Below are 21807 nucleotides of genomic sequence, written 5' to 3' on the forward strand. Positions count from 1 at the left end.
GCCTCGCGCGCTCGTGGTCGAATAGGAACGACGACCTGAGGTGGTGACGGCCCGGCCGGATGCCGGTTGTCGGGGAGGAGACACCATGGAGCTGGGGATCTACAGTTTCGCCGACCGTCATCCCGATCCGGTCGGTGGCGAGCGGGTCTCGGTGGCCGACCGGCTCGCCGAGACCATCGAGCGGATCAGGCTCGCCGAGGCGGTGGGGCTGCGCTTCTACGGAGTCGGCGAACATCACCTGGCCAACTACGCGGTGTCCAATCCGGCCACCGTGCTCGCCGCGGCGGCGAGCGTCACCGAGAGCATCACGCTCAGCACCGCCGTCAGTGTGCTCAGCACTGAGGACCCTGTCCGGCTGTACCAGCAGTTCACCACACTCGACCAGCTCAGCAGGGGCCGCGCCGAACTGCTGGTAGGCAGGGGATCGTTCACCGAGTCGTTCCCGCTGTTCGGCGCCGATCTCGCCGACTACAACGACCTTTTCGAGGAAAAACTGGCCCTGCTGCTGCGCATCGACAGGGAAGACCCCATCACCTGGTCGGGCCGGTTTCGCCCGGCGCTGGAGAACGCGCGCATCCATCCGCGTCCCTACGGCAGGCGGTTGCGCGTTTCCGTGGCGACGGGCGGAAACCCGGAATCGTCGATCCGCGCGGGGCTGCTTGGGCTTCCCGTGGTGTACGCCGTCATCGGAGGACAACCGGAGCGATTCGCGCCGCTGGTCGATCTGTACCGGGAGGCCGGTGCTTCCGGCGGGCACGCGCCGGGTGACTTGCACGTCACGATGAGCGCGATCGGGCTTGTCGCCCGCGATTCGCGGGAGGCGAAGGAGGCGTTCTACCCGTACTGGATGCAGACCATGAAGTACGGGGCCGAGGCGAGGGGCTGGCCGCTGCCGACGCGCGCGCACTACGACGAGTACACGCGCGGGGCGCGATCGGTGTTCGCGGGCAGTCCGCAGGAGGTCGCTGAGCGGCTGATCGCCGTCGGCAAGCTGACCGGCGCCGACCGGTACGCGATGCAGATGGACTGGTCGGGGGTCCCGCACCGGCAGGTGATGACGGCGATCGAGTTGCTGGGTACCGAGGTGCTTCCCGTGGTGCGCAGGGAGTTCGCGGAAACGTGAGCGATCGGGGAGCGGCTCCGGTGACTATTCCGCTCCCGCTGTGTCCGAAGTAGACATTCCGATTCGATCCTCGATTCTGCTGATGCGGTCGAGCAGGTGCCGCAGCACGCTCTCGGCTTCGGTGCCGGGCCGCTGGGCGTTGCCGTGCAGGTACCCGGCGAGCGCCGCGGTGACGGCACCTCGCGTCGCCTTCAGTTCGGCGCCGTGCGCGCGCAGGAGTTGTCCGGCCGTTCCCGACGGCTCGGCCAGCAGTCCGAGCAGCAGGTGCTCGCAGCCGATGTAGTTGTGCCCCATGGTCAGCGCTTCGGTGGCGGCCAGTTCGAGTGCGGCGGCCGCAAGCGCGCCGAAGCGCTCGGCGCCCTCGTTCGTTCCGGTACCCGAACCGGCGCGCCGCTCCAGTTCGCGGGTCAGCTTGGTGACCTCGACGTCCAGCGAGCCGAGCACGCGCAGACCGAGGTTTTCCCCCTCCGCCAGCAGCCCGGCAAGCAGGTGTTCCGTGCCGACCTCGCGGGCGCCCTCGGCCCTTGCCTTGTCGATGCCGAGGGTGAGCGCGGTCCGGCTTCGCCCGGTGAACTGCGACAGGTCCGCCACGACGCTGGCGGGATCGTCGAGCGCGCGCGCCCTGATCGCGCTGACCCGCTTCACCGAGTGCTCCAGTGCGCGCTGGCAGATGGCCGACACCGGGATGCCCGCGGTCTTGACCGCGTCGGCGAGTTCGTCCGGCAGATACACGTTGATTTTCGGCATCACGACCACCTCTCGGGCTCTGTTATGACCCCATATATACCCCTGCGACGGGGTATGGGCAAGGTGTCGAGGTCAGGTACTCGATCCGTGCAGCCGGATCCGGACCGCGGAGCCGATCAGGGTGAGTACCAGGCCGCCGAGTCCCCACACCAGCAGCACCAGCAGAGGCCCGTTCATCGCGTTGCCGTCGAAATAGGTGGCGTTGCGAATGGCCTCCGTGCCCGCGCCGTTGGGGAGGTAGCCGCCGATGTTCCGCCAGAACTCCGGCAGCAGCGGTCCCTGGAACGCGCCGCCCGCGCTGGGATTGCCAAGTACGACGAAGATCAACACGGTGAAGCCGATGCCGATGATGCCGAACAGCACTTGCAAGGCGACCGTCACGCTCGCCGCCACGAACACGAGCGCGGCCCCCAGCCACCACAAACTGCCGAAGTGACCGGTCAGCGCGCCGAGCCACTGGTCGAGAATGAGGGCGCCGAGCACACCGGAGATCACGGAGTAGGGGACCATCGCGCCGAGCCGGATCGCCGCCCTTCGCAGCGTCGCGGGCCGCGCTCCCTTGGCGACGCCGAGCGCCGCGGCGGCGAGATAGCCGCCGACGAGCCAGCCGATCATCGCGTAGAACCCCGACAGCGCCCTCGCGTCGCCCTGCTGCGGTGGCACGAGATCCTCCGTCGTCAGGTTCCGGCCCTGCTGGGCCTCGACGCCCGACAACACCTGCTGCGTCGCGGTGGCCAGTGAGGGGCCCGCCGCGGAGGCCACGAGCAGCGTGTCGGTGCCGCCCTGGGGATCGGGCACGAACGCCGCGTCGGCGGAACGGTCGAGTACCTGGGCACGCGCCTGCGCCTCGTCGGCGACCAGGTGGGCCTCCAGTGGCGTCCCCTCGATCGCGTTGAGCTGATCCACTGTCGCTTGTGGAGCCACCGTGGCGAGCGTGATCCGGTGCGGATCCGGACCGTGGAACGCACCGACGTAGGAGAGGATGAAGCCGAGTTGCAGCGCGAGCACGCCGAGCATGAGCAGCAGGGTCCTCGGTTGCACCGCGTCCCAGAGGTCGCGCACCATGCTCCTGCGGACGTTGATCCTGTGCCGTGTGCTCATGGTTCGCGGCCCCTTCCTCTCCCCGGGGAACCGTAAGCCGGGCAGACGCCCCTCGCTCGCTGGAACGCGGGCCGCTCACCCGCGCGGCCGGGCGCTGTTGCCATAATCGGTCCCGACGATGGACGGCACCCGGGAACCGCTACCACGGCCCGGGGCCCTGTGGTTGTTGTTTCTCCGGAGGGATTTTTCGTGGCTACCCAGACCGAGACGCTGGAGTTCCAGGCAGAGGCGCGTCAGCTGCTGCAATTGATGGTCCACTCGATCTACTCGAACAAGGACATCTTTCTCAGGGAATTGATCTCCAACGCCTCCGACGCGCTCGACAAGCTGCGCCTTTCCGCGTTCAAGGACAAGGACCTCGACGTCGACGTCAGCGACCTGCGCATCGACATCGAGACCGACCCCGAGCGGCGCACGCTGACGGTGCGCGACAACGGTATCGGCATGTCGCGCGACGAGGTCGTCGGCCTCATCGGCACGATCGCCAAGTCGGGGACCGCGGAATTGCTGCGCACGCTGCGCGAGAGCAAGGACAGCGAAGCGTCCCGCGAGCTGATCGGACAGTTCGGGGTCGGCTTCTACTCCAGCTTCATGGTTGCCGACAGGGTGACCCTGCTGACTCGGCGCGCGGGGGAGTCCGATGGCACGCGGTGGGAGTCGCGCGGCGAGGGGACTTACACGATCGACACGGTGCCCGGCGCGCCTCAGGGAACGGCCGTCACCCTGCACCTCAAGCCGGAGGATGCCGAGGACCAGCTCCACGACTACACCTCGCGGGCGAAGATCAAGGAGATCGTCCGCAGGTACTCGGACTTCATCACCTGGCCCATCAGGATGGAAACCGGTGAGGAGGGTGAAGAGGCCGAAATCCTCAACTCCCGCAAGGCGTTGTGGGCCCGGCCGAAGGACGAGACCACCGAGGAGGAGTACCGCGAGCTGTACAAGCACCTCAGCCACGACTGGGCCGACCCGCTGGAGACCATCCAGTTCATGGCAGAGGGCACGTTCGAGTACCAGGCCCTGTTGTTCATTCCGTCTCGTGCGCCGCTCGACCTCTTCATGCGCGACGCGAAACGGGGTGTGCAGCTCTACGTCAAGCGCGTGTTCATCATGGACGACTGCGAGGAACTCATGCCCGAGTACCTGCGCTTCGTCAAGGGCGTCGTCGACGCGCAGGACCTCTCGCTCAACGTCTCAAGGGAGATCCTGCAACAGGACCGGCACATCAGGCTCATGCGCCGGCGCCTCGTCAAGAAGGTGCTGGGCTCGGTGAAGGGCATGCTCACCGACAAGCCCGAGCAGTACGACACGTTCTGGCGCGAGTTCGGCAAGGCCGTCAAGGAGGGCATCGTCACCGATGCCGACAATCAGGAGGCGATTCTCGACATCGCCTCCTTCGAGACGACTCACGATCCCGAGCGGCCGACGACGCTGGCGCGGTACGTGGAGCGGATGAAGGAAGGTCAGGAACACATCTACTACCTGACCGGGGCTTCCCGGTCGGTGATCGAGAAGTCGCCGCACATGGAAGCCTTGCGTGCCAAGGGTTTCGAGGTGCTGCTGCTCACCGACCCCATCGACGAGATGTGGGCGGGTTCGGTCACCGGGTTCGCCGGCAAGACGTTCCAGTCGATCGCGAAGGGCCAGGTCGATCTGCCGGGCGGCGACGACGAGACCGAGAGCGAATCGGAGCGCACCGAACAGCGGCGGAATTTCGCGCCACTGCTGGAATGGATGACGACGACCCTGGAAGAGCACATCAAGGAGGTGCGGCTTTCCACCCGGCTGACCTCGTCGCCCGCGTGCATCGTGGGTGAGACCTACGACATCAGCCCGGCGCTCGCGAAGATGTACGAGGCGGCGGGGCAGGAAGTGCCCTCCGCCAAGCGGATCCTGGAACTCAACCCGGATCACCCACTGGTGGCGGGACTGCGCGCCGCGCACGCCGGTGAGACAAAAGACACCGCAGCCCTCGCCGAGACGGTGGAGTTGTTGTACGGCATGGCATTGCTCGCGGAGGGCAGTGAGCTGCTCGATCCGCAGCGGTTCACGGCTTTGCTCGCGGACAAGCTCACCGGCACGCTCTGAATCCGGGCGGTCAGGTCGTCGCGGCGGTCACGGGCCCTCGTTGTACTCGTGACCGCCGCCGACTATGGTCGGGTTGCCGTGGCGGTGGTTCGCGGTGTGGTCACGATGGTCGTGGATGGGATTCGGTGTGGTTGCGGGAAAAGTCGTTCGGTTCGATGAGTTTCGCGGATATGGGTTTGTCGCCCCCGACACGGGTGGTGAGGACGTTTTCATCCACGTCAACGATCTCGACTTCGACAAGCGGTTGCTCGGCATGGGGGCGAGGGTCGAGTTCGACATCGAGGACGGTGACAGGGGGCTGAAGGCCTCCAGGGTCCAGATATTGGAGCAGGCGGTGGCCGAGCCGCAAGCGCGTCAGTTCGCGCATCGTGCCGAGTCCTCTTCCGATGAGGACGGGCTCTGCGATGTCCTTTCGGCAAGGGAATACCTGAGCGAACTGACCGAGACGCTGCTGACCGCGGAGCCAACGCTGACGGCGCAGCAGATCGTGCGAATCCGGCAGAATCTCACCGAGGTCGCGCGCGGCCACGGCTGGGTTGAGTCCTAGCGAGTGTTTTCCGGCGCTGCGCGGGCTTCCCATTCGGCGCGACGCGCGGTCAGTGCTGCGATCAGTTCTCTTTCGCGCTCGGCGATCTCGTCGTAGCCGCCCATGATGCCGACGGCGGCCACCGTGGTGCCGTCCTCGACCACGGCGACGGACACGCCGTCGGCTTCAGTGGAAGCTCGTGGCGCGGCGACGATGCCTTCGCGCTGAATACGCGTGAGCTCGCCGAGAAAACGGTGAACGAGCTCCGACTCCGAGGGCGGCAGTGCGTTGATCTGTGCCCAGAGATCGCGCTTTTCCATACCCGCCAACAGGATCCAGCCCGTCGACGTGCGGATGAGCGAGCGGCGGACGAAGCTGTCGGCCAGGTAGGCGTAGCGGGCGTCGGACGAGGCGTAGTCCACGTAGTAGAGGTCGCTGCCGACGACGATCGCCAGCACCGCGGTCAGCCCGGTTTCCGAGTGCAGCGCGACGAGATCCTCGTGCGTGACGCTGGTGACGGCAGGGCGGCCGGTCAGTCGCGTGAGCAGGAAGGGCGCGGGGCCCAGTGAGTATTTCCGGTCGCGCTCTTCGAGGTAGCCCGTCGCCACGAGGCCGTTGACGAGGCCCTGTACCGAGCTCAGCGGCGCGTCGAGCGCGCGAGCGAACTCGGTGAGCGTGACCCCGTGGGTCGAGCGGGCCGCGAGATCGAGGATGGTCGCCATCCGGTCGACCATGCGATGGCGAGGTCTCGGCCGCCCCTGCGGCGTGGGGTGCGTCGACACGGTATCGCTGCTTTCTTGATCGGTCTTGCGAGCAGACCCTACACGAACCAAGGTTGCGTAAATACGTAGTTGGATGCCAGTATGCGTGAAAGTTCGGGCCGGACAACCGGACCGTGTACTGGACGAAACCCGAAACGAGGTGTCGAACTCATGCGAGCACCGGATTCCGGCGCCGGTGACGTGCGGATGCCGTTGGCTGGAGTGCTCGTCGCCGACTTCAGCCGCGTGCTCGCGGGCCCGCTCGCCTCGATGACGCTGGCCGACCTCGGCGCGACCGTCATCAAGGTCGAGCGGCCCGGTACGGGAGACGACACCCGGAGCTGGGGGCCGCCGTGGACGGCCAATTCCAGCGCGTACTTCGAGTGCGCGAACAGGTCGAAGCGATCGGTCGTACTGGACCTCGACGACGAGAACGACCTCGTCATGGCCCGCACGCTGGCCTCGCGCGCCGACGTCATGGTGGAGAACTTCCCGGCGGGCTCGCTGGCGAGGAGGGGCCTCGACTACGAATCGGTTCGCGCGCTCAACGAGCGGCTCGTCTACTGCTCGGTGACCGGTTTCGGCAGCGGACAGGGGGCGGCGCTTCCCGGCTACGACTTTCTGGTGCAGGCCATGGGCGGGCTCATGAGCATCACCGGCACCCCCGGCGGCGAGCCGGTCAAAGCCGGGGTCGCGCTCGTCGACGTGCTGACGGCGAAGGACGCCACGGTGGGCGTACTCGCCGCGCTGCGGGCGAGGGAGGTGTCGGGACGAGGGCAGCGCGTCGAGGTCAACCTGCTGTCCAGCCTGCTGGGCTCGCTCGCCAACCAGACCTCGGGCTACCTCGCCACGGGAAAACCGCCGGGACGCATGGGGAACGAGCATCCTTCCATCGCTCCGTACGAAACGTTGCGGTGCAAGGATGACGTGCTCGCGCTGGCCTGCGGCAACGACCGGCAGTTCGGCAAACTCGCCGAGGCGCTCGGTGTTCCGGAACTCGCCGGCGACGACCGGTTCGCCACGAACGAGGCCAGGGTGCGCAACCGGCCCGCGCTCAGGGCGGCGCTTGAGGAGAAGCTGCGGGGGGACACCGTCGAGGCGTGGAGTGCCCGGCTCACCTCGGTGGGCGTTCCGGCGGGCAAGGTCGGCGACATCGGCGACGGGATGCGGCTCGCGGAGTCGCTCGGTCTTGCGCCGACCGTCGCGGTCGGCGATGGCGCCCCGCCACAGGTGCGCCACCCCGTCAGCTTCTCGGAGACACCGGTCACCCACTACACGGCGCCACCGAGACTGGGACAACACGACGACGACATCCGGCGCTGGCTCGCGGAGAGGACAACACCATGACGAAGCAGACCAGGTCACCGCGGATCGACCCGCTCGACCCCGCCGGCATCGGCGATCTGCTCACTCCCCAGGAGAAACAGGTCGCTGAGTCGGTGCGCAGGTTGTGCGAGGACAAGATCGATCCGTTCGTCGCGGACTGGTTCGAAAGGGGAGAACTGCCCGACATCCGCGGCCTCGCCCAGGAACTGGGCTCGCTCGGCGTGCTCGGCATGCACCTCGAAGGGTATGGCTGCGCGGGAATGTCGGCCACCGAATACGGTCTCGCGTGCATGGAACTCGAAGCATCCGACTCCGGCGTGCGGTCACTCGTTTCGGTGCAGGGATCGCTCGCGATGTTCGCGATCTGGCGATGGGGCTCCGAGGAACAGAAGCAACAGTGGCTGCCGGCCATGGCGGCAGGCAAGGCCATCGGCTGCTTCGGCCTCACGGAGCCCGACATCGGCTCGGATCCTGGCAACATGCGCACCACCGCGCGCAGGGACGGCACGGACTGGATCGTCGACGGCCGCAAGATGTGGATCACCAACGGCAGTGTCGCCGACGTGGCCGTCGTGTGGGCGCGCACCGACGAAGGCGTGAGGGGGTTCGTCGTTCCCGCCGGCACGCCGGGTTTCTCGGCGCCCGAGATCACGCACAAGCTGTCTTTGCGGGCTTCGGTGACTAGCGAACTGGTACTCGACGGGGTGCGGCTTCCCGCGGAGGCGGTGCTTCCGGAGGTCACCGGGCTCAAGGGACCGTTGAGCTGTCTCAACGAGGCGAGGTACGGCATCGTGTGGGGATCGCTCGGCGCGGCGAGGGCGTGCCTGAACGCCGCGCTGTCCTACGCGGGAGAACGCACCCAGTTCGGAAAGCCGATCGCCGGTTTCCAGCTGACCCAGCGCAAACTCGTGGACATGACCCTGGAATACACCAAGGGCCTGCTGCTCGCCGTGCACCTCGGAAGAAGGAAGGACGAGGGAACACTGCTGCCGGAACAGGTCAGTCTCGGCAAGCTGAACAACGTCCGCGAAGCGCTCGACATCTGCCGTGAGGCGCGCACCATCCTCGGCGCCAACGGGATCTCGCTCGAATATCCGGTGATCCGGCACATGGCGAACCTGGAGTCCGTGCTGACCTACGAGGGCACCGTCGAGATGCACACCCTGGTTCTCGGGCAGGCGATCACGGGGCACGCCGCGTTCCGGTGAGCCCGAGTCCCGCGTTCGTGCGGTCGAGTTCCGCACTCAGGTCACCGAGTTCCGCGTTCAGGCGGGCCCTGACCGGAGCGACGGCGACGTCCTCGCTGCCGATGTCATGAATCGCCGGGCTGTCTCGTCGTAGGAGGGAGGAGCGACAGCGACCGAACCGCAGTCCGACGGCGTCACCGTGCCGGTCGCGGCGTTCCACAGCGCCAACCGAATGCGGTATTCGGCAACAGAACGGATGCAACGATGACGCAAGCACCGAACCTTCCACTGTCGATGCGTCGTGACGGCCTCGACCCCGTCGGCGATTTGGGCAGGGCACGCGACGACGAGGGGGTGCTCGCGATCACGACCCCGACCGGCCAGTCCGTGTATCTGGTCTGCCGTCACCAGGACGTCCGTGAGGTGCTGTCCGACACCGAGCGGTTCAGCAGCGCGGCAAGCGTGATTCCCGGTGCCGAGATGAGCGACAAGCAGGAAGCGGCCAGGATGAGTGCCGGGCAACTGATCAGCTTCGACCCGCCGGAGCACACGCGCCTGCGGCGGATGCTGGCCCCGGAATTCACGATGCGCCGGATACGCGAGCTGGAGCCGAGGATCACCGAGATCGTCGAGGCGGCGCTCGACGATCTCGAAGCCGCGGGCCCACCGGCGGACCTGGTGGCGCACTTCGCGTTGCCGGTGCCGTCGCTGGTGATCTGCGAGCTGCTCGGCGTGCCCTTCGCCGACCGCGCCGAGTTCCAGGACCGCGCCATGCGGCTGCTGGACACCTCGCTGTCGCTGGAGACCAGAATTGTCGTACAGCGGGAGGGCCGGGCCTACATGGCCGACCTTGTCGCGGGCGCGCAAGCCGACCCCGGCGACAACCTGCTCGGGATGCTCGTCCGCGATCACGGCGACGACCTCGATACCGATGAACTGATCGGTATCGCCGAACTGCTGCTGCTCGCGGGCCACGAGACAACCTCGAACATGCTCGGTCTCGGAACTCTGGCCTTGCTGCGCCACCCCGGCGAGTTCGCGGCGCTGCGTGACGATCCGGACCTGATCGACTCCGCCGTCGAGGAGTTGCTGCGCTGGCTGTCGGTGGTGCACTGGATGCCCCCGCGCAAGACCGTCGTCGACGTCGAACTGGCCGGTCACACCATTCCGGCTGGTTCGCTGGTGCTGCCCTCGCTGGTGGCGGCCAACCGCGACCACACCGTCGCCGACGACCCCGACCGTCTGAAGCTCGCCAGGCCGGCGACCCGGCACGTTGCCTTGGGTCATGGCGTGCACCACTGCCTCGGTGCGCCGCTGGCGAGGATGGAAATGCGTATCGCGTTTCTGGCGCTGCTGCGCCGGTTTCCCGCACTTGCCTTGGCCGAGCCCTACGAGTCACTGGATTTCCGGGCGTTCAGCGTCGTCTACGGTGTGCACGCGTTGCCCGTCACGTGGTGAGTGGACGGCGTGGATCGTTCGGTCGGACCACCAAGCGTCCAACACGACCGCAAAGCCAGATACGGCAAGGAATACGCAACCGCTCAGACCGTGCGATCCGTAGCGAGCAGCCCGGGCAGCTGTGCTTCCGAGAAGCCACGGTGTCCATTGTGAACCACGCGTTATCGACGGTGCGGGACAAGCACGGCCCGCGCCGCCGTGACTGGAATCCTTGGAACTGAGGACGTCCGGGACACGTTCGCAGGCATGTGATGCCGCTCGGTGAACTTCTTGCATTGGACTGGGCCACTTTGGTGGCCTTTGACGAGCCACGATGTGATTCCATGAAACGGTGATCAGCATCACGGAGTATGGGGCCGTGGGCCTGCGGTGCGTTGCGTGATCCAGATAACACAAGGAAGTGCGTACGTCATGTGGTGAAAGGCACTCCCTTCGAAGGGATACGCGGCATGCCTGCTGTCACTACATCGCCGGAGTTCTTGACGATGCTCGGCAGATTGCGGACTACCTCGGCCACGATCGCGTGAGTACACCCAGGGCGAGTACGCGGAGAGCGGTGCTGTGGGCGAACGTGTGGGTGTCGCGCTTGGCAATCTCTTGCTCCACGCGGCCCACAAGCGTGGGAACGATCGTGCGCACACTCCTGGTCACTTGCGTGACCAGGAGTGTTGTGCCCCCGGCAGGACTCGAACCTGCGACCTAGAGATTAGAAGGCTCTTGCTCTATCCAGCTGAGCTACGAGGGCCCACCCAGTGCTGACCCACTGGGGTCACGCGCCGCATGTCCGCCAGCTTAGCCATCACTAACATCCTGATCGTTCGACACCAGGGAATCGTTTCACTCCTCACCCGGCTTGGTGACCGTGGGTGCGCTGCTCTGTCGTCGAACAGCGCACCCACGGCGGGGCCGCTGCCGGGATTACGGCCCCCTGCGGGCGCGTCTCCAGCCCACGTGTTCCCCAGTCGTGGGCGTGGCGTGGGTGCGCCCGGTCTCGGTTGTGCGGTGATCGTGCTCCGCACGTCGCCGCCATGGCGGCCGTCAATCCCAGATCTGTACCGCCCTCACGACGAAAGGCGCCTGCGGAACGAACGTGCCTGGGCCCGGATATGTCGTGAAGTCACCTTCGGTGGCGCACGCCGAATCTTGATAGACCGTGACATGTCGGTCTATTCGATTCGCGAATGAATGTGCTTCGAGTTCTTTGGGTAGTGTCACGCATTCCTCGGGATTGGTGTTGCGGAGATCGAGCCTGGCCAGCCTGCCTCCGTAGAACTCGCCCGACCAGCCGCAGAACTCCCCCTGGGCGCACGCGAACTCAGGGGGAGGGGTTCTGGCGGAAGGAGTGCTCGCGTGTGTGGACCCCGCGCCGCCGAGAAAGGCGAGTGCCGTCAGGGTCGCGGCGCGCAGAGCACGCGAACGGGAATGTGAAAAGAATCGTGCCATCGTGAACAACTCCCCAGTCTGTGCGGCTGATCCGTGGCCGCGAAATGTGATGACTCCACGATGACGAGAAGTGGGGTGGATTGTCAGTGGTGTTTTTCATTTTGTGGATAACTCGGCGTTTCACACTCGACCGGGTGGGAGTTGTCCACATTGTCAGCGAAGGGCTTGTGAGGAATTGGCGTCGGTGTTATCTGGGGGCGGTTCCTGACGACTCGCGGACCACGAGCTCCACCGGAAGGGTCACGGGAGGGGGCGGTTTTCGCCCCGCGAGCAAGCGCAGACTCAGCTCTCCCGCCGTCCGCCCTTTCGCCACCAGGTCCTGGCGGACGGTGGTGAGCGCGGGTTCGCTCCACCGGGCGGGCGGTGCGTCGTCGAATCCGACCACCGAGAGGTCGCGGGGAACGTCGAGTCCTCGCTGTCTCGCCGCGGTCATGGCGCCGATCGCGAGTTCGTCCGACATGCACAGCAACGCCGTCGGCGCCGGGTCGGCGCCGAGCAACCGTGCCGCTGCTTCCACCGCCTGGTCGCGGGACAAGCCCGAGGTTTCCCACACCGGAACGTCTTGGGCCCGCACTCCGGCGGCGGCAAGGGTTTCGACGTAACCGGCGAGCCGGTCGCGGTTGTCGCCAAACCGGGTGCGCATCGCCTGCTCGACGCGCATCGGCCCGCCGCGTGGCTGGGAAAGACATTGCGCGGCGAGGATGCCGAAGCCCCGGTGCCCGAGATCGAGCAGGTGCCGCGCGGCCGCGGCGGCTCCACCCCTGTCGTCGATGCCCACCCGCGCGGCGCCCGCGACCACCGGCTGGTCGATGATCACGAGCGGGAGTCCCCTTTCGCGCACGGCGCGTAAAGCGGGTGCGTCGTCGGCGAGTGAATACGCCACGGCAAGGTCGGCCTGTGCGGCAAGAACTCGTTCCGCCTTCGGGCCGCCGTCCGAGCCGCCCGGCAGCAGCAAGAGCGCGTGGCCTTCGCTGTCGACCTCGGCCGCGAGCGCGTCGAGCGTGATGGACAGCGCGGGATCGGAGAAGGCCGCCGACAAACCTGTGTCCAGCATGAACGCGATGGCACCCGCGCGTCTGGTGGCAAGGCTTCGGGCCACGGGGTGAGGGCCGGGGTAGCCGAGTCGCTTCGCCGCGCGCATGACCTCCTCGCGCAGTGCCGCCGAAAGCTGATCCGGCCTGTTGTACGCGTTGGACACCGTGGCACTCGACACTCCGACCGCCTGCGCGACGTCGTCGAGGGTCGGTTGCTTGCGTCGCCTGCCACTCACCCGCGCAGTCTAGAACGGCCAGGTCAGCTTGCTTGTTCTTAAGCGCTTAAGACATGCTGTGGAAAGGATTTCCTGCGAAAGGTGGACCCAGGTGTCGCAGCGGCTCTCGGTGATCGTCGTCTTCGCGCTCAACGGTGCAACGCTCGGCTCGTGGGCGCCGCGCACGCCGGCGCTCAGCGAACAGATCGGGGCGGGGCCGGGCGCGCTTGGCCTCGCCCTGCTCGGCGCCAGCATCGGGATGCTCTCGGCCGCGACCGTCTCAGGGCGGCTCGTCGAACGGTTCGGGCCGCGTGCCGTCGTGATCGTCTCCGGCGTCGCCATCTGCGCGGTGCTGCCCGCGATCGGCGGCGCGCAGAGCGTGCCGTGGCTCGCCGTCGCGCTCGTCGGGCTCGGCGCCTCGTCGGGAGCACTCGACGTGTCCATGAACATCGCCGGTGTCGCGGTGGAACGCGCGCGGAACAAGCCGACGATGCCGTTGTTCCACGCGTGGTTCAGCTTCGGCGCGCTCGCGGGATCGGGAGGTGCGGCGCTGGCCGCGACGCTTGGCGCGAGCCCGCTGCGGCATCTGACCGTCGCGGCGGCCGCGGGACTCGTCATGCTCGCCGCCGTCGCGCTCAGGGTGCCCGGCCTGTCGCCGCGTGCCGCGCGGGTCGCGGGGCCGCGAAAGGCATCGGGCCCGGCGCTGGTCAAGCGGCCCGCGCTGTGGTTGCTCGCGCTCGTCGCGCTGTGCTCGGCCATCGCCGAGGGGACGAGCTCCGACTGGTCGGCGCTACTGCTGACCAGCGAGCAGGGAGCCGGTGAGGGAGCCGCGGCGCTCGCCTACGCGGGGTTCGCGCTCGCCATGGCCTTCGCACGGCTGGGCGGATCGTGGTTGCAGACCAGATTCGGCCCGGCGAGAGTGCTCGCCACGGGCGCCGCGCTCGCCGCGGTGGGGCTCACCGTCGCCGCGATCGTCGCGGTGCCCGCGGTGAGCTACGCCGGTTTCGCGCTCGCCGGTGGCGGGCTGGCCGCGTGCTTCCCGGTGGCACTGGGTCTCGCCGGAGAGGCGGGGAAACGAGCCGACAACAGTGGCGGCGAGCGTGAGGTGGCTTTCGTCACCGCCATCGCCTACACCGGTTTCCTCGCTGGTCCACCCGTGATCGGTGGCATCGCGCACCTCACGTCACTGTCGGTGTCGTTCGTGGTCGCCGGGGTCGTCGCCGCTGTCATCGCGCCGGCGGCCGTGGGAGCTACCCGGCTCGCCGCGAAGGAGCGAGCCGCCCGCGAACGGCTGGGCGCCCTCCGCTGACCGGCCACGGAACCGCTCGTCCTACCCTCGTACCGTGCCCACCGAGACCGGTTCCGTCCCCGACACCGCCCCGCGTCGCAGGGCTGGCGTGGGCCCGCTGCTCGGGGTGGGCGTGCTCTTCGCGATGGTGGTCGCGGTCGGTCTGGTCGCGCTGACCGGAGGGATCGGTTACGCGATCGCGGGTCTCACCGACCCCGGCAACGTCACCCGCTACGGCATCACCGTGGTCAGGGTCGGCGCCGACGCTGCAGCCGCCGTGTGCATCGGCTCGCTGCTGCTCGCCGCGTTCCTGGTGCCTCCGCAGAAGTCGGGCACGCTGGCCGCGGACGGGTACGCGGGACTGCGCACGGCCGGGATCGCGGCCTGGGCCTGGTTCGTCTTCGCGCTCGCGTCGGTGTTCTTCAGCGCGGCCGATGGCGCGGGGCGACCGGTGACCGAGGTGTTCTCGCCGGAAGTGCTCGTCAACTTCATCGAGGCCATCGAGCAGCCCAAAGCCTGGTTGCTGACCGCGGCCGTCGCGTTGCTGCTGGCGCTCGGCTGCAAGCTGGTCCTGTCGTGGGGCTGGACCGTCGTGTTGTTCTTCGTGTCGATCGCGGGGCTGGTGCCCATCGCCGTCACGGGACACTCCGCGAGCGGCGGGTCGCACGACATGGCCACCAACAGCCTGCTTTACCACCTGATCGGTGCCGCGCTGTGGGTGGGTGGGCTGATCGCGCTGCTCGCCCACGCCAGGCGCCGGGGCGCCCACCTTTCGCTGGCCGCCGAGAGGTTCTCGAAGCTGGCACTGGTCTGCTGGATCGTGATGGCCGTCTCCGGTGTCGTCAACGCGGTGGTCCGGGTCAGCCCAGGTGAGCTGCTCACCACCGACTACGGCCTGCTGGTCATCGGCAAGATCATCGCGCTGGCCGTGCTCGGGGTCTTCGGGCATCAGCAGCGTCAGCGCAGCGTGCGCGGCCTCAAGGAAGGCGCTGGGGGCGGGCAGCTCGTGCGGCTCGCGGCCGTCGAGGCGCTCATCATGTTCGCGACGATCGGCCTCGCCACCGCGTTGTCGCGGACGCCGCCCCCGCAGGAGATCGCGGCGCAGCCATCGACGACGGAACTGTTGCTCGGCTACACCCTCGACGGTCCGCCGACGGCATTGCGGATGCTGACCGACTGGCGGTTCGACCTGATCTTCGGAACGGCCGCGATCGTGCTCGCCGTCGTCTACCTGCTCGGTGTCCGCAGGTTGCGCAAGCGGGGCGACGCGTGGCCGGTCGGGCGCACGATCGCCTGGCTGGCCGGATGTGCCGTGTTGCTCATCGCCACCTCGTCGGGCATCGGCCGCTACGCCCCCGCGATGTTCAGCATGCACATGGGCAACCACATGCTGCTGTCCATGGTCGCGCCGGTGCTGTTCGCGCTCGGTGGTCCCGTGACGCTGGCATTGCGTGCCCTGCCGACGGCGGGGAAGGACGCGCCGCCGGGGCCACGGGAATGGATCCTCGCCTTCGTTCACTCCCCGGTGACGAGGGTGCTGACCAACCCCATCGTCGCGCTGTTCCTCTTCGTCGGCTCCTTCTACGGGTTGTACTACTCGGGGCTGTTCGACTCCGCGCTGAACTACCACTGGGCGCATCTGGCGATGAACGCGCATTTCCTGCTCGCCGGTTACGTCTTCTACTGGCCGGTGATCGGAGTCGATCCCGCGCCGAGACGGTTGCCGCCGCTGGGCAAGCTCGGGTTGATCTTCGCGTCGATGCCGTTCCACGCCTTCTTCGGCGTGACGTTGATGAACATGCAGACCGTGCTCGGTGAGAGCTTCTATCGCGGTCTGAACCTGCCGTGGGTCGGCGATCTGCTCATCGATCAGCGACTCGGTGGTGGCATCGCGTGGGCCGCGGGCGAGATCCCGGTGTTGCTGGTGATGGTGGCGTTGCTGGTGCAGTGGGCGCGCGCCGACGAGCGAGAGGCCAAACGCAGGGACCGGCGCGAGGCCGTCACCGGAGACCAGGATCTCGCCGCGTACAACGAAATGCTCAAGCGGCTCGCCGATCAAGGAGAGCGCAGGTCCTGAGCGCCGCGCTCGTAGCACGAGGTTCCGACAGTTTCCGGTGCCGCCACGCGTTTTCCGTGTGGTTGTCCACAGTGGGTCGGTTGTCCACAGATTGCCGGAGACCCCCTTCCGCGCCGCGAAATCGGGGAGCAGCCTGGAGAACGACCAGGAACGTGACGGCGAAAGGTGCGGCCCCATGGCGATCGGAGAGACGACGGTGACGGTTGTCGGCAACGTGAGCAGCGAACTGGCAAGGCGGACGACCTCGGGAGGGGACGACGTGCTCAGTTTCTGGTTGCGCAGTAACGAGCGCCGGTTCGACAAGGACGAAGGCCGGTGGTGCGACGGCAGGCAGCTCTCGCTGAAGGTGACCTGCTGGCGGCGAATGGCCGCGACCGTGGGGGCTTCGCTGGCCAAAGGTGACCCCGTCATCGTCACCGGCCGCCTTTCCACCAACCGGTTCGAGGCGGAAGGACAACAGCGCTCGATACCGGAACTGGAGGCCACCGCCATCGGCCCCAATCTTTCCTGGTGTACGGCATCGGTGAGGCGGTTCGGGCGCAAGGGCGCACTACCGGACGGCGCGGCGGACGCGCGAGCCGCGCCCGTTGGTGCTGGGACCGGACCGCGGGCGCCACACGCCGTGGCAGGGTTCGGCTGATCCTCGAAGTCCCATGGGTGGCCGACAGGGGAAAGCGCACCGGATCGAAGCCGTCACCCGGCGGAGGTTCGCTCTACCGTCGGTGGCGGGACGGTGACCGCTGTCGGGTAGCGACGCGGACAGCTCTACGATCGCAATATGGCCGAGTTCATCTACACCATGAAGAAGGTGCGCAAGACTGTCGGGGACAAGGTCATCCTCGACGATGTCAGCACCGCGTTCTATCCAGGCGCCAAGATCGGCGTGGTCGGACCGAACGGTGCTGGAAAGTCAACCGTCCTCAAGATCATGGCGGGGCTCGACCAGCCGAGCAACGGGGAAGCGTTCCTCCAGCCAGGCGCGAGCGTCGGCATCCTGCAACAGGAGCCTCCGCTGAACGAGGAAAAGACCGTGCGTGGCAACGTCGAGGAGGGCCTTGGCGAGATCAAGGTGAAGCTCGATCGCTTCAACGAGATCGCGGAGCAGCTCGCCACCGACTACAGCGACGCGCTCATGGAAGAGATGGGCAAGCTCCAGGAGGATCTCGACCACGCCGACGCGTGGGAGCTCGACTCGCAGCTCGAACAGGCGATGGACGCGCTGCGCTGCCCGCCGGGCGACGAGCAGGTGACCCATCTCTCGGGTGGTGAGCGGCGCAGGGTCGCGCTGTGCAAACTGCTGCTGTCGAAGCCGGACCTGTTGCTGCTGGACGAGCCAACCAACCATCTCGACGCGGAGAGTGTGCTGTGGCTTGAGCAGTTCCTCGCCAGCTACCCCGGCGCGGTCCTCGCGGTCACCCACGACAGGTACTTCCTCGACAACGTCGCCCAGTGGATCATGGAACTCGACCGGGGCAGGGTCGTCGGGTACGAGGGCAACTACTCGACCTATCTGGAGAAGAAGCGCGAACGGCTCGCGGTCCAGGGCAAGAAGGACGCCAAGCTGGCCAAGCGGCTTCAGAACGAGCTGGACTGGGTGCGCTCCAACGCCAAGGCGAGGCAGACGAAGTCCCGTTCCCGGCTTGAGCGGTACGAGGAGATGGCCGCGGAGGCCGAGAAGACCAAGAAGCTCGACTTCGAAGAGATCCAGATCCCGCCGGGGCCCCGGCTGGGCAACGTGGTCGTCGAGGTACGAAACCTGAACAAGGGCTTCGAGGACCGGGTGCTCATCGATGGCCTTTCGTTCACGTTGCCTCGCAACGGCATCGTGGGTGTCATCGGCCCGAACGGTGTCGGCAAGACGACGCTGTTCAAGACGATCGTCGGGCTGGAGGAGCCGGACAGCGGGACGGTCAAGATCGGTGAAACGGTCAAGCTGTCCTATGTGGACCAGCAGAGAGGGGGCATCGACCCCGACAAGACGGTGTGGCAGGTGGTGTCCGACGGGCTCGACTTCATTCATGTCGGCCAGACGGAGATGCCGTCGCGCGCCTACGTGAGTGCCTTCGGGTTCAAGGGGCCCGACCAGCAGAAACCGGCGGGTGTGCTGTCCGGTGGTGAGCGCAACAGGCTCAATCTCGCGTTGACGCTGAAGCTCGGCGGCAACCTGATCCTGCTGGACGAGCCGACGAACGACCTCGACGTCGAGACCTTGGGCTCGCTGGAGAACGCGCTGGAGCAGTTCCCCGGTTGTGCCGTGGTCATCTCGCACGATCGCTGGTTCCTCGACCGGGTCGCGACGCACATCCTTGCTTGGGAGGGCGACGACGCGAATCCCGCGAAGTGGTTCTGGTTCGAAGGCAACTTCGAGGGCTACGAGAAGAACAAGATCGAGCGGATGGGCGCGGAGGCCGCGAGGCCGCATAGGGTGACGCACCGGAAACTCACCCGCGACTGACCGAGGACAACAGGCCAGCACTGAGCGAGCACGCCGGAGCCAACACTGAGCGGAGTCCCCGTGGTAGCCAGTAAGCGCACCAGCCGCAACCCGGCCAACGGCCGTCGTCCCGCCGCGGGCGGTGGCGTTGCCGGGAGCGAAGACCCTGCCGGGCGACTCGTCGAAGAGGCGGAACGGTTCGGCCAGAGGGCACCTGAGCTCGCATTGGTGCTCGGGGAGCGGGCCGCCTCCCTCGCGGAGGCCGCGGGCTCCAACGAGCTGTGGATCAGGGCTGAAAGCGTGGTCGTGCATGCCCGCGTCCGGCTCGGCCATCGCGCGAGCACCGTGGGCAGGGCGGTCGCCGCCTTGCGCGCGGCCGAGGATGCGGGGCAGGCGGCGATCGCCGCCCAGCTCCGCACCGACCTGGCCGTGTGCGCTCGCAGTGTGGGGACGCCGTTGACCGGTCTGGCCGTGCTGCGGCCGGTGCTGACCGTGGCAGGGCTGTCGGCGACACAGCGGGCCACCGCGCTGAGCCATCTCGTCGGGTGCCTCGGCACGCTGGGCCGTCGTGCGGAACTGGACCGGGTCCTGCTTGAGGGCGACCGCCTCGTCTCGGCTGACGGTGAGCTGGACGAGGACGGCAAGCTCCAGGCCAGAGCGTTGATCAGGGTCGCTGTTTCCGCGCACCGGCGCAGGCACGGTGATCTGGTCGGCGCCGCGGACTCCGCGCGTACGGGCATCGGGTTTCTGGATCAGCTGGAGGACCCTTCCGTCGACGGCGGGGTCGCCAGGGTTCGACTGGTCCTCGAACTCGTGTGTGCCCTGCTCGACCGTGGTGAACTTGAGACAGCGGCGGAGATCGCCGAACCCGTGTTCGCGACGCCGGAGCGGGCAGCGACGGCCGCACCGGCCTGCTGGCTCCGGTTGGCGATAGCTTTGCGGGTGCTGCTGCCGGGCGGGGCGGCCGACAAGGCCGCGCGCCTGTTGCGGGAGGCCGTGCACAGCGCGGAACGGCACGGGCTGCACGCGCTCGCCGGGCGGCTGTGGCTGGAACTGGCGCACGTCGAGGAGCGGACGGGAGATCCGGCCGAGGCGATCCGGTGTCTGCACAAGGCCCGCGCGGCGGAGCATGTGCACGCTCGTGCCCGCAGCCAGGCATGTGCCGCGCTGACCGGTGAGTTCGGGTCGGGGGAGCAGGCGCCGGTCGATCTCGCTGAGATCGTGGCCTCGGCCGCATCGGCTCCGGTCTCGTCAGCTCCGGCGGCTCCAGCTGCGGGAGCGATTCCGGCAGCCGCGGCGGCGCGGCCCACGGAGCCGGTCGGCGGTCGCCGGTCGGCGGAGGGCGCCGTGCGAACGGCGGCCGCGCTCACGGGTTCCCCTTCGATCCCCGCGCAGGGACAACAATCGCGAACGGTACCGCCACGGCCGGGACAACAGGAGGACTCCCAGCGGGGGCAGGAGGCGGCCGGACGGCCGGGCGACGAACCGCAAGGGCGGAGGGCACGGCGCAGGGCCCGTGAGGAAGAGGAGCGCGATCAGGGTGCCGCCCCCGCCTCGGCCCAGCCTGCCTCGATCCCGGCACAACCGGTCGAGCCGAACTCGATGGTTTCGGAGCCCAGTGTCACCCCCGAGCCGAGGCAAGAGCAGGGCAGTGCCGCGGTCACCGGAGCGGCCGAGGCGCAACCGGCGGCATCGCGGCATTCACGACCCAGAGTGGTACTTCCGATGCTCAGGGTCGCCCCGGAACCACCCGCACCCGAACCAGCGACCGAGCGGCAGGGTGAAACCGGGCACACCGCGGCGGCGGAGTTTTCGGCGGCTACCGAGAGCGTGTGGCCGCGTGGCCCTCGGCCGGTCAACGGACAACGTGGGGCATCCACTCCGGCGGCGGCCGAAACCGAGGTGTTCGACGCCGTGGCGTCCGTCACGGCCGAACCGGCCAGATCGCCTGGGACAGAACACATCGCGGCACAGGTAGCAGTGCCCTCCCCGCCTTCCTTGCCATCTCCGCCCGTCTCGTCTGCCTTGTCGTCATCGGCGAATACGGGCGGGGCGGCGACACCGGACGGTCCCCGGCCCCGGTTCGAGGAACCACCGCCCTACTCGTGGCAGGACAACGACGCGGCGCGCAACACCCGGCATGATTCCGAACACGGTTCCGTGGCCGCGAAGTCGGTGCTCGACCGGCTCGGGATTTCCGCGGGCTCCGCCGGTGGCGGGCGGCGAAGGGCCGCGGAGGGCGCGCGGCGCGAAGGCGAGTGGAGCGGAAGCGAACCGGAGTACGGCACGCCAGGTCATCAGGAACACCAGGACCGGCACGAGCATCACGACCCGCACCGTCAGTCTGACAACGCGATCGACGCGATCGAGACACGGGCGTGGAACGGCGCGGGACGTGCTGAACCGGCCGTAGAGTCCTCGAACGGCGCCGAGGCACCGCCGGTGCCCTCGATGGAGGGCGGAGCCGTTGAGCACCATATGGAGGGGCTGGGCGACGGCTACGGCTGGTTGCCGCGGCTTCGCCTGCCGCCTTCACTGGCGCCACTCGAAGACCTCGGCACGGACGACTTCGGCGCGACCGGCGGCGACACCACCGGTAGGTCCGGTAGTCACTCCGGCTATCCCGTCGGCGGCTCGTCGGCCGAGGGAGCGCCCGCCGTGCCCCCACCTGATTTCACCGGCGGAGGTCATGGCATTTCCGGTGGTTTCGCCGACGGTCTTTCCGGTCGCCCGCTCGACGATCCGCCGCCCGACGCGGGGCTTGCCGAACTGCTCGCCCGCGCACTTGCCGAGCACCAGGCCGGTTCGTCGAGTGCCTCCGCTTTGGTGAAGCAACTCGGAACCGACTACGACAACAAGGAAGAACCACGCACGGTGAACGGGCGCAACCGCAACGATCGATGAGCCGAAACCGGCATCTTGCTCTGTCACAGTAAGGTAAACCTTGGATCGGCACATGGTGGTGTCAAGGCCAGGGAGTGGAGAGTTGCGTTGCCTGA

Annotated in this window: 17 protein-coding genes and 1 tRNA gene; 11 read left to right on the forward strand and 7 right to left on the reverse strand. The window is 67.8% G+C overall.

The genetic code is table 11. The features are described 5' to 3' along the window. The first annotated feature begins 85 nt into the window (after window positions 1-85). Window positions 86-1123, forward strand: a complete 1038-nt coding sequence (locus tag BAY61_RS08470) for an LLM class flavin-dependent oxidoreductase (RefSeq protein WP_091794715.1) — start codon at window positions 86-88, stop codon at window positions 1121-1123. Between the two features lie 24 nt (window positions 1124-1147). Here the strand turns inward: BAY61_RS08470 and BAY61_RS08475 are convergent, their stop codons facing one another. Together BAY61_RS08475 and BAY61_RS08480 are read right to left on the reverse strand one after the other, a co-directional pair. After that, window positions 1148-1870, reverse strand: coding sequence for a Clp protease N-terminal domain-containing protein (locus BAY61_RS08475; protein WP_091798439.1), 723 nt, complete (start codon window positions 1868-1870; stop codon window positions 1148-1150). Between the two features lie 72 nt (window positions 1871-1942). After that, the gene (locus BAY61_RS08480) at window positions 1943-2971 is read right to left on the reverse strand and encodes an ABC-2 transporter permease (RefSeq protein WP_176879458.1); all 1029 of its coding nucleotides are present in this window, start codon (window positions 2969-2971) and stop codon (window positions 1943-1945) included. 189 nt (window positions 2972-3160) lie between these two features. Here BAY61_RS08480 and htpG point away from each other — a divergent pair, with 189 nt between their 5' ends. Further along, the gene (htpG, locus tag BAY61_RS08485) at window positions 3161-5059 is read left to right on the forward strand and encodes a molecular chaperone HtpG (protein WP_091794718.1); all 1899 of its coding nucleotides are present in this window, start codon (window positions 3161-3163) and stop codon (window positions 5057-5059) included. A 115-nt stretch (window positions 5060-5174) separates the two neighbouring features. Next, window positions 5175-5606: a cold shock domain-containing protein gene (locus BAY61_RS08490; protein WP_091794721.1), complete on the forward strand. Its 432-nt coding sequence runs from the start codon at window positions 5175-5177 to the stop codon at window positions 5604-5606. Here the strand turns inward: BAY61_RS08490 and BAY61_RS08495 are convergent. Continuing rightward, on the reverse strand, window positions 5603-6367 hold the full coding sequence (locus BAY61_RS08495; RefSeq protein ID WP_091794724.1) for a helix-turn-helix domain-containing protein: 765 nt from the start codon (window positions 6365-6367) through the stop codon (window positions 5603-5605). The two genes, BAY61_RS08490 and BAY61_RS08495, sit on opposite strands and share 4 nt — an antisense overlap. A 150-nt stretch (window positions 6368-6517) precedes the next feature. Between BAY61_RS08495 and BAY61_RS08500 the strand changes: the two genes are divergently transcribed. Both BAY61_RS08500 and BAY61_RS08505 read left to right on the forward strand, forming a co-directional pair. Further along, entirely contained in the window at window positions 6518-7693 is a 1176-nt protein-coding gene (locus BAY61_RS08500; RefSeq protein WP_245865918.1) for a CaiB/BaiF CoA transferase family protein, read from the forward strand. Further along, complete coding sequence (locus BAY61_RS08505) at window positions 7690-8880, forward strand: acyl-CoA dehydrogenase family protein (protein WP_091794727.1); 1191 nt, start codon at window positions 7690-7692, stop codon at window positions 8878-8880. The genes BAY61_RS08500 and BAY61_RS08505 overlap by 4 nt, the downstream gene beginning before the upstream one ends. On the opposite strand, the gene BAY61_RS08510 is transcribed toward BAY61_RS08505, so the two are convergent. Then, window positions 8855-9079 (reverse strand): hypothetical protein, encoded by a 225-nt coding sequence (locus BAY61_RS08510; protein ID WP_091794730.1) that lies wholly within the window; start codon window positions 9077-9079, stop codon window positions 8855-8857. The genes BAY61_RS08505 and BAY61_RS08510 overlap by 26 nt on opposite strands. A gap of 44 nt (window positions 9080-9123) precedes the next feature. On the opposite strand from BAY61_RS08510, the gene BAY61_RS08515 reads away from it, so the two are divergent. After that, window positions 9124-10317 carry a cytochrome P450 gene (locus BAY61_RS08515; protein ID WP_091794733.1) on the forward strand — a complete coding sequence of 398 codons (1194 nt, stop codon included), beginning with the start codon at window positions 9124-9126 and terminating at the stop codon, window positions 10315-10317. A gap of 671 nt (window positions 10318-10988) precedes the next feature. On the opposite strand, the gene BAY61_RS08520 is transcribed toward BAY61_RS08515, so the two are convergent. The 3 genes from BAY61_RS08520 to BAY61_RS08530 form a co-directional block, all read right to left on the reverse strand. Continuing rightward, window positions 10989-11062, reverse strand: a tRNA-Arg gene (locus tag BAY61_RS08520). 293 nt (window positions 11063-11355) lie between these two features. Further along, entirely contained in the window at window positions 11356-11760 is a 405-nt protein-coding gene (locus tag BAY61_RS08525; protein WP_091794736.1) for a peptidase inhibitor family I36 protein, read from the reverse strand. Between the two features lie 187 nt (window positions 11761-11947). Beyond that, window positions 11948-13030 (reverse strand): LacI family DNA-binding transcriptional regulator, encoded by a 1083-nt coding sequence (locus BAY61_RS08530; protein WP_091794738.1) that lies wholly within the window; start codon window positions 13028-13030, stop codon window positions 11948-11950. A gap of 91 nt (window positions 13031-13121) precedes the next feature. Here BAY61_RS08530 and BAY61_RS08535 point away from each other — a divergent pair, with 91 nt between their 5' ends. The 5 genes from BAY61_RS08535 (at window position 13122) to BAY61_RS08555 (ending at window position 21712) form a co-directional block, all read left to right on the forward strand. Then, window positions 13122-14318, forward strand: a complete 1197-nt coding sequence (locus BAY61_RS08535; protein ID WP_091794741.1) for an MFS transporter — start codon at window positions 13122-13124, stop codon at window positions 14316-14318. Between the two features lie 124 nt (window positions 14319-14442). Further along, on the forward strand, window positions 14443-16374 hold the full coding sequence (locus BAY61_RS08540) for a bifunctional copper resistance protein CopD/cytochrome c oxidase assembly protein (protein ID WP_245866179.1): 1932 nt from the start codon (window positions 14443-14445) through the stop codon (window positions 16372-16374). Window positions 16375-16549: 175 nt separating this feature from the next. Continuing rightward, window positions 16550-17014 (forward strand): single-stranded DNA-binding protein, encoded by a 465-nt coding sequence (locus tag BAY61_RS08545; protein ID WP_091794744.1) that lies wholly within the window; start codon window positions 16550-16552, stop codon window positions 17012-17014. 138 nt (window positions 17015-17152) lie between these two features. Next, window positions 17153-18829, forward strand: a complete 1677-nt coding sequence (ettA, locus tag BAY61_RS08550) for an energy-dependent translational throttle protein EttA (RefSeq protein WP_091794747.1) — start codon at window positions 17153-17155, stop codon at window positions 18827-18829. A 60-nt stretch (window positions 18830-18889) separates the two neighbouring features. Beyond that, window positions 18890-21712 carry an ATP-binding protein gene (locus BAY61_RS08555; RefSeq protein WP_091794750.1) on the forward strand — a complete coding sequence of 941 codons (2823 nt, stop codon included), beginning with the start codon at window positions 18890-18892 and terminating at the stop codon, window positions 21710-21712. The last annotated feature ends 95 nt before the right edge of the window (window positions 21713-21807 follow it).

The sequence above is a fragment of the Prauserella marina genome, from assembly GCF_002240355.1.
GTDB classification, from domain to species: domain Bacteria; phylum Actinomycetota; class Actinomycetes; order Mycobacteriales; family Pseudonocardiaceae; genus Prauserella_A; species Prauserella_A marina.

What these genes read in the sequence shown, in the direction of transcription:
- ettA (WP_091794747.1), top strand. Translation starts at nt 17,153, where the DNA reads ATGGCCGAGTTCATCTACACCATGAAGAAGGTGCGCAAGACTGTCGGG.
- BAY61_RS08490 (WP_091794721.1), top strand. Translation starts at nt 5,175, where the DNA reads ATGGGATTCGGTGTGGTTGCGGGAAAAGTCGTTCGGTTCGATGAGTTT.
- BAY61_RS08525 (WP_091794736.1), bottom strand. Translation starts at nt 11,760, where the DNA reads ATGGCACGATTCTTTTCACATTCCCGTTCGCGTGCTCTGCGCGCCGCG.
- BAY61_RS08470 (WP_091794715.1), top strand. Translation starts at nt 86, where the DNA reads ATGGAGCTGGGGATCTACAGTTTCGCCGACCGTCATCCCGATCCGGTC.
- BAY61_RS08475 (WP_091798439.1), bottom strand. Translation starts at nt 1,870, where the DNA reads ATGCCGAAAATCAACGTGTATCTGCCGGACGAACTCGCCGACGCGGTC.
- BAY61_RS08545 (WP_091794744.1), top strand. Translation starts at nt 16,550, where the DNA reads ATGGCGATCGGAGAGACGACGGTGACGGTTGTCGGCAACGTGAGCAGC.
- BAY61_RS08540 (WP_245866179.1), top strand. Translation starts at nt 14,443, where the DNA reads ATGGTGGTCGCGGTCGGTCTGGTCGCGCTGACCGGAGGGATCGGTTAC.
- BAY61_RS08500 (WP_245865918.1), top strand. Translation starts at nt 6,518, where the DNA reads ATGCGAGCACCGGATTCCGGCGCCGGTGACGTGCGGATGCCGTTGGCT.
- BAY61_RS08480 (WP_176879458.1), bottom strand. Translation starts at nt 2,971, where the DNA reads ATGAGCACACGGCACAGGATCAACGTCCGCAGGAGCATGGTGCGCGAC.
- BAY61_RS08505 (WP_091794727.1), top strand. Translation starts at nt 7,690, where the DNA reads ATGACGAAGCAGACCAGGTCACCGCGGATCGACCCGCTCGACCCCGCC.
- BAY61_RS08515 (WP_091794733.1), top strand. Translation starts at nt 9,124, where the DNA reads ATGACGCAAGCACCGAACCTTCCACTGTCGATGCGTCGTGACGGCCTC.